Origin of the sequence: Paenibacillus flagellatus, assembly GCF_003217775.1 — a bacterium.
Lineage (GTDB): Bacteria > Bacillota > Bacilli > Paenibacillales > NBRC-103111 > Paenibacillus_AB > Paenibacillus_AB flagellatus.
The window spans coordinates 861,128-868,827 of the sequence record NZ_QJVJ01000001.1 but is presented as its reverse complement, the minus strand read 5'-3'; the positions used below and the strand labels follow the sequence as shown (position 1 = coordinate 868,827).

Below are 7,700 nucleotides of genomic sequence, written 5' to 3'. Positions count from 1 at the left end.
TCTGAATCCATCGACGGAGTTGGGTACGACAAGCAATCTTGTACTTTCGGATAATTTGACTTTGTGATAGTTCCCCGGATAGATAATCTTCGACTGCTTGGAGCTTGAGCCCAGCGCAATAGCTTCTGTTGTGGGTCCGGTTCCCCAATCCCTCATATCCCCATTGCTCATAACGATCTCGCCATTCAATCAGCGTTGTTCTTCCAATGTCATACTTTTGGGAGGTTGCCTGTAATCCCATCTCGTCGGCTTCTTGTATCACCGCTAGCTTCTGTTGTGCACTCCATTTTTGGCGCATGAAAAAAACTCCCCTTATAGCAGCAGGTTTTATTATTTCACCTGACTACTTTAAGGGGAGCATATCATCTTTTTTTGCGTCCGGCTTTTTTACAAAATCCTATCACTTTTTTGGCGGAAACCCGTGTTAAAATAGCGGGGAACGTTTACTAGATTGTATAAGATTGCTAGGGGCTCGCCCTTGGCCGAAGGGAGGATAGCGCAGGAGACACGTCGGCAGCGCGGAACTCGAGGAGAAAAGCGAAAATCCGAAATCGGGGAGGAAGAATTGATGGGAACGATGGCACGGTTGAAATCGAAGTGGATCCAAGGCGTGCTCGCTTTGGCGATCGCCGTTCCGTTGCAGGGGGCGGCGTTCGGCGGCTGGCAGCCGGTGTCGGCGGAAGGGCCGAGCGATCCGGCGCCGTATATTCAGGCGAGAGTCGTCAATGAAAATGCCGGCAAGAAGGTGCTCTTCGACAATACGCATGCGCAGACGGCGGGGGCCGCCGACTGGGTGATCGACGGGGCGTTTTCCGATTTCGCGAACGGGCTGGCCGACAACGGCTACGACGTGAAGGAGCTGCGGAAAACGACGCCGATCACGCTTGGCGATTTGAGCGGGTACGACGTCTTCGTCGTGGCGGAGCCGAACATCCCGTTCAAAACGAGCGAGCAGCAGGCGATGGAGCAGTACGTGCAGGGCGGCGGCAGCATTTTCTTCATCGGCGACCATTATAACGCGGACCGCAACAAAAACCGGTGGGACGGCTCCGAATCGCTGAACGGCTACCGCCGGGGCGCTTGGACGAATCCGGTCCAAGGGATGAGCGCGGAGGAGGCGGCGTCGCCCGCGATGCAGGACGTCGCGAGCTCGGACTGGCTGGCGACGAAGTTCGGCGTGCGGTTCCGCTATAATGCGCTGGGCGATATTAACGCCGATCGGATCGTCGATCCGGCGCAGGCGTTCGGCATTACGACGGGCGTAACCAGCGTGGCGATGCATGCGGGCTCGACGCTGGCGATCGTCGATCCGACGAAAGCGAAAGGGATCGTCTACCTCCCGCCGACGAACGAGGCGTGGGCGAATGCGGTCGACCAAGGCGTCTATAACGGCGGAGGCACGGCGGAGGGGCCCTACGTGGCCGTAGCCAAAGCCGACGCGGGCAAAGCCGCCTTCATCGGCGATTCGTCTCCGGTGGAGGACGCGACGCCGAAATATTTGCGCGAGGATACCGGAGCGAAGAAGACGACCTACGACGGCTTCAAGGAGCAGGACGACGGCAAGCTGCTCGTCAATATCGTCAATTGGCTGGCCAAAAAGGAAAGCTACACGAATTTGACCGAAGTAAGCGGCCAGCAGCTCGATCAGCCGACGGCGCTGCTCCCGTTCGAGGAGCCGGCCGCCTCCACGGAGCCGAAGCCCGAGCCTTGGGCGCCGCCGAACGCCGGGTACAAATGGTACGACCGCGGCACGTTCAAGCCGGGCTCGTACGGCGGTCCCCCGGTGACGGACAATCCGACGTACGGCTTCGTCCATCAGGCGCAGCTGCCGAACGCCGAGGAGTTTCAAATCCGCGTCGTGTTCGACAATCTGCCGAAAAATACGACCGTCTCGGGTTACACCGTCGGCATTTACTTAACCGGCGGCACGCAAGTCGCGCTCATCCGGAATGCGGACGGCACGTGGCCGACCGTCTACGGCTACAGCTCCGCCTTCGGCGTCACGTCCGACGCCAACGGACACGCGTCGATCGATTTGCACGTACGCTTGAAGCCGGGGACGACCGGTGCCGCGAATTTGCGGCTTCGCCAAAACGGCAGCAACTTGAAGACGGAGGCGGTAACGATCGCCAACGTGCCGGCCGAGCCGCTGCCGGAGGACCCGGATCCGATCCCGGCCCCGATCGCCGTCGCGGAAGCTCGCGCCAAGCCGGAAGGGACGCTCGTGACGGTGGAGGGCGTCGTCACGACGGAGCCGGGCGCTTTCGGCGGGCAGTCGTTTTATGTGCAAGATCCGACCGGCGGCATCTATGTGTTCCAGAGCGCGAGCGGGTTCCATCTCGGCGATACGGTGAAGGTGACCGCGACGACGGCGCTGTACAATACGGAGTTCGAGCTGGCCGATCCCGTCCAAATCGTCAAGACGGGCACTGCCGCCCTTCCCGAGCCGCTTGTCGTTTCCGCCGTTTCGGCGTCCGATCAAGGACGGCTGGTGGAGCTGCGGGACGTGAAGATCGGCGCGATCGCCGGCGCACCGCCGACCGGCTCGTTCGAATTCGACGCGGTCGGCGGCGGCGTTACCAACCGGATCCGGGTTGACGCCCGCACCGGGCTGACCCAGTCCTCGTTCCCTTACCGGGAAGGAGATACCGTCACCATCCGCGGAATCGCCTCGATATTCAAGGGCGTCTACCAGCTGAAGCCGAGAGGAGCGGGTGACTTCGCCGCGGCGGCCGATACGACGGCGCCCGTCACGACGGCCGCCTTGTCCGGGGAGCCTAACGAGAGCGGCTGGTTCAATCGGCCGGTGACCGTGGCGTTGACCGCCACGGACGACAAGTCGGGCGTCGCCGGGACGCGGATCGCGATCGCCGGCGGAGCGGCGGCCGCTTATACGGAGCCGGTCGCGATCGAAGCGGACGGCGTCCATACGATCGACTATTATTCCGTCGATGCGGCCGGCAACACGGAGGCCGTCCGGTCGGTCACGATCCGGATGGACCGGACGGCGCCGACCGCTGCGCTGACGCAATCCGGCCGGCCCGTCGGGGACGTGACGGACGCCGACACGCTGACGTTCGAGCTGGCCGGCGACGATGCCGGGTCCGGCGTCGTTTCCGAGCGGCTGACGCTGGACGGACGGGAAATCGCCCCCGCTCAGCCGATCCAAGCGTCCGATCTCGGCTTGGGCGCGCATACGGTGCAAGGGAGCGTGACGGACGTCGCCGGCAACGAGACGGTGCGGAGCTACGCGTTCCAGGTCGCCGCTTCGGATCCGGGCGCGAGCGGCGCGCCGGGCAAGCCCGTCCTGTCCGACGACAACGGGCATGATACGGGTCTTAAGGACGGAGATTACACCGTCACGATGAACATGTGGTGGGGGAACAACGGCACGGTGTACCGGCTGTACGAGAATGGCGTCCTGATCGATACGCGGACGCTGACCGGCAAGAGCCCGGCCGCGCAGGTCGCGAGGACGACGGTGACCGGCAAAGCTAACGGCACGTACACGTACACGTGCGAGCTGGTCAACCGGTTCGGCACGACGGCCTGCGAGCCGCACGTCGTCCGGGTCGCCGACGCGGCGCCCGGCGTGCCGGTGCTGTCCCACGACAATTGGGACGGCGACGGCGCCTATACGATCGCGATGAACATGTGGTGGGGAACGAACGGCACCGAATACCGGCTGTACGAGAACGGTCGCCTGATCGATACGCAAAGCTTGACGCCGCACACCCCCCAAGCCCAGAAGGCGGTGACGGCGATCGCGGACCGATCGGCCGGATCCTACGAGTACCGCGCCGAGCTGGTCAATGCGGCCGGCGTCACTGCGAGCAAAACCGTCGTCGTTAAAGTGAAATAGCCATTTTCAGATACGTGTGCACCCGGCGTGCCGCGTATCTTTTTTGCGTGCGTTTTCCTTTTGCAGTAACGTTAGAGCCCGCTGCGGGATGCGACCCGTCAAAACGGACCTAAACGGCCTCTTTTTTCATGAAGGATATCGGCTCGGCTTGCCGAATCCTTTTGAACTATGGACACTAGACGTTTACTTGCCCTTACGGTCGCATTCGTTTTGATATTAACCGGCGTTCGGCTTGCGTGGATTTTCGCCGGCTCGCCGCCCGTACGAGCGCCGGCGACGCAGGGGGTGCTGGATCTCCGCGACGTCACCTGGAGCCGTCCGATTCTGCTGGAGGGGGAGTGGAGGTTTTATCCCGAGCGCTTCCTGATGAGGCCGGGTGACGAAACGTCGCGGACGGACGACGTTTTCGCCGTTTTGCCGGGCTCGTGGAAAGGCCATTTCGCCGATCCGGATCGGGTGACCGGCTACGGGAGCTACCGGCTGCGCATTGTGCTGGGCGATTCCTTGGGCGAGAAGCGGTTCGCCATCGCGATGCCGCCCGCGATGGCGGCCTCCGAGCTGTACGTGGACGGCGTCAAGCTGGGGGCGGGCGGCTTGCCCGGGAAGACGGCGGACGACACCTCCGCTTCCGAGACGCCGTATGCGGTTGCCTTCACGACGGACCGCTCGGAAGTGGACATTGTGATTCATGTCGCCAATTTCGTCAATCCGGTGAACGGCGGTCTGCTCCAATCGATCGCATTCGGAACCGAAGCGGTCGTCAAGAGCCATAAGCTGTTCTCGGCTGCGATGCAGCTTCTGGTGTGCGTCTTCCTGACGATTCATATGCTGTACGCGGCCGTCCTGTTCTTGATGGGCGTCCGGCAGCGGGCGCTATTCACGTTCGTGCTGATGATGGTCTGCGTCAGTCTGACCGTGCTCGTCTCGGACGACAAGCTGCTGGTCGCTTGGCTGAACGTGCCGTACGGGATCAGCTTCCGGCTCTATACGTTAAGCTATTTGTGGGCGACGGCTTTGCTGCTCCTGTTCATGAAGCAGCTGTACCCCGCGCTGCAGAAGAGACCTTGGCATCGCTACTACGGCGTCGCCGTGCTGGGTTTGACGATCGCGGTCGCGCTCATGCCCACGACCGGTGTAGCGTGGGTGGACCTGTACACGATCCCGCTGCTTCTCGCCGGCTTCCTCTATGCGCCGGCGCTGCTGCTGCGCGCCACGCTGCGGCTGGACCGCGACGCGGTCTATTTATGGCTCGCCTTCGTCAGCTTGACCGTCAACCTGATGGCGGGCATTTCGACGCAGTTCAGCGGCGCGTTCCGATCCGTGCACTATTATCCGGTCGATTTTATCGTGGCTTTCGTCGCCTTTTCCTGCTATTGGTTCCGCATGTATTTTCGCAATTTGCAGCAGACGGAGCGTCTGGCCGCCGAATTGAAAAAAGCGGACAAGCAGAAGGACGATTTTCTCGCCAACACGTCCCACGAGCTTCGGAATCCGCTGCACGGGATGATCAACATGGCGCGCAGCGTGCTGGAGCAGGAACGGCTATCCCCCGACGCCAAGGAACGGTTGAAGCTGCTGGTGACGGTCGGCAAGCGCATGTCCTTGCTGCTGAACGATCTCTTGGATCTGGAACGGCTTCAGAGCGGCGGGGTGCGGCTGCACCCGCACGCCGTTCATGTACAAGCCGCCGTAGACGGCGTCATCGATATGGTAAGGTTTACGATGGAAGGGAAATCGATCGAGCTGCGCAACGAAATTTCCGAAACGTTCCCCCCGGTCATGGCCGACGAAAACCGGATGGTGCAAATGGTATTCAATCTGCTCCATAATGCGGTCAAGTTCACGGTTGAGGGCCATATCGCCATTAGGGGGTTCGTTCGCGGAGAATGGGCCGTGCTGGAAGTGGAGGATACCGGGGTCGGGATCGCCCGGGATATGCTGCAGCGGATGTTCCTGCCGTACGAGCAGGCGGATTCCAGCCTGACGGCTATGGGCGGCGGGCTTGGCCTCGGGCTCCGTATCAGCCGGCAGCTTGCCGAACTGCACGGAGGGACGCTGGAGGCGGATTCGGAACTCGGCCAAGGGTCCGTCTTCCGGCTAACGTTGCCGATCGCGCAGGGAATAGGCGAGACGGCGAGTCCGCCATCCGATGCGGCGGAGCCGGGCGAGCTGTCCCGGCGGCAAACGGCGGTGGAGCAAGAGCCGGGTGTTTCGTGGGCGGACTCGGCAGTCGATGCGGACGCGGAAAAGCCGAACGTGCTTATCGTGGACGACGACCCGGTCAACCTTCACATTTTGAAAGAGACGCTGCCCCGGCACCGCTACCGGGTATCGGCCGTCCATTCGGCGCAGGAGGCGCTCAAGCGGATCGACGAAGAAGAGTGGGATCTGGTCGTGACGGACGTCATGATGCCCCGCATGTCCGGCTACGAGCTGACCCGCATGATCCGACGGCGATTCGCGATGTCCGAGTTGCCGGTGCTACTGCTGACGGCCCGAAGTCGGCCCGAAGATATCGCGGCCGGCTTCCAGTCCGGGGCCAACGACTACATGACCAAGCCGGCGGACGGATTGGAGCTGCGTCACCGGGTGCGGGCGCTGACCGAGCTGAAGCGGACGACCGCGGAACGGATGCGTCTGGAGGCGGCCTTTTTGCAAGCGCAGGTGCAGCCGCATTTTCTGTTCAATACGCTCAATTCGATTGCCGCTTTGAGCGAGCTGGATGCGCCCCGGATGCAATCCCTGCTTTCCGTCTTCGGCAAATACTTGAGGGCGAGCTTCGACTTCCGCAACTTCGAGCGCTTGGTGCCGCTGGAGCGGGAATTGGAGCTGGTTCGCGCTTATTTGTTCATCGAGCAAGCGCGCTTCAACGAGCGGCTTCGCGTACAATGGGACGTTCCCGAGGGGCTGCTGTCGACCCCGGTCCCTCCCCTCTCGATCCAGACTTTGGTGGAGAACGGCGTGCGCCACGGCGTTATGAAGCGGAGTCGGGGCGGAACCGTGCACATTCGCGCGGAAGATCGCGGCGACTGCGTCGAGATTCGGGTGTCGGACGACGGGGTCGGCTTTGCCGAGGACGTTTTGCGCCGGTTGTCGAACGATTCGCCCGACCCGTCCGTCGGGATCGGGCTGCGGAACACGAACCGCCGTCTCCGCCAAATCTTTGGCAGGGGACTGGACATTGCGAGCGCTGCCGGCGAAGGCGCTACCGTTTCTTTCCAAGTGAGAAAGCGCGGATCGTAAACGGCTAACGAAGCCGGGGTACCCTTTCGGTACCCCGGCTCTTTTTTTGTTTCTTCGGCGGCGGGCGGCAAGAAAAGCCGGTCAAGCTCATACATATCGAAGGAGGGGGTGCTCGTATGGACGAGACGATCCAATGGATCGACCGAATGGCCGTCGCCGAGGATACGAAGCGGATGCTGAAGGAGCTGATCGCCCGCAAGGAGAAGGAGCGGTATTACAAAGCGAGGCTCGTGTACGTGACGATCGTCAACGCGTGCGTGACGGCGACGATCGCGTTATGGCTGTTCAAGCTGCAAAGCGATGCGGGGGGCAATATGATGGACGTGCTCGACTATTTCGCCCAAAGCAAGGCCTCGGTTCTGTTCGTCCTGGTCGGCATCTCCACCTTCATCTACGCGGGCTCGCTGTCGAAGCAGCACAAGAAGCAGAAGGACAAGTACGAAAATTTGCGGGAGGAAGTGACGCGCAGGCTGTCGGCCACCTGGAAAATCAACGACGATTCCAAGCTGAAGGACGCGCTGGCGGAAAAGCTGAAGTCGGCGAAAGATATCAACATCCGGTACATCAAATAAAACGGCACGCTCCGGCGCTTCCG

4 protein-coding genes are annotated in these 7,700 nt (G+C 61.8%); 3 read left to right on the top strand and 1 reads right to left on the bottom strand.

Going from position 1 to position 7,700, the window contains the following annotated elements; genetic code table 11:
- Positions 1-298, bottom strand: a 298-nt coding sequence (locus DLM86_RS03720) for a helix-turn-helix domain-containing protein (RefSeq protein ID WP_146250146.1), incomplete at its 3' end; no start/stop codon positions are given.
- A gap of 270 nt (positions 299-568) precedes the next feature.
- On the opposite strand from DLM86_RS03720, the gene DLM86_RS03715 reads away from it, so the two are divergent.
- From DLM86_RS03715 to DLM86_RS03705, 3 genes are all read left to right on the top strand, one after another.
- Positions 569-3,862 carry an OmpL47-type beta-barrel domain-containing protein gene (locus DLM86_RS03715; RefSeq protein WP_110838587.1) on the top strand — a complete coding sequence of 1,098 codons (3,294 nt, stop codon included), beginning with the start codon at positions 569-571 and terminating at the stop codon, positions 3,860-3,862.
- A 285-nt stretch (positions 3,863-4,147) separates the two neighbouring features.
- Entirely contained in the window at positions 4,148-7,105 is a 2,958-nt protein-coding gene (locus DLM86_RS03710) for a hybrid sensor histidine kinase/response regulator (RefSeq protein WP_158289307.1), read from the top strand.
- Positions 7,106-7,221: 116 nt separating this feature from the next.
- On the top strand, positions 7,222-7,677 hold the full coding sequence (locus DLM86_RS03705) for a DUF2663 family protein (protein WP_110838585.1): 456 nt from the start codon (positions 7,222-7,224) through the stop codon (positions 7,675-7,677).
- Positions 7,678-7,700 lie beyond the last annotated feature (23 nt).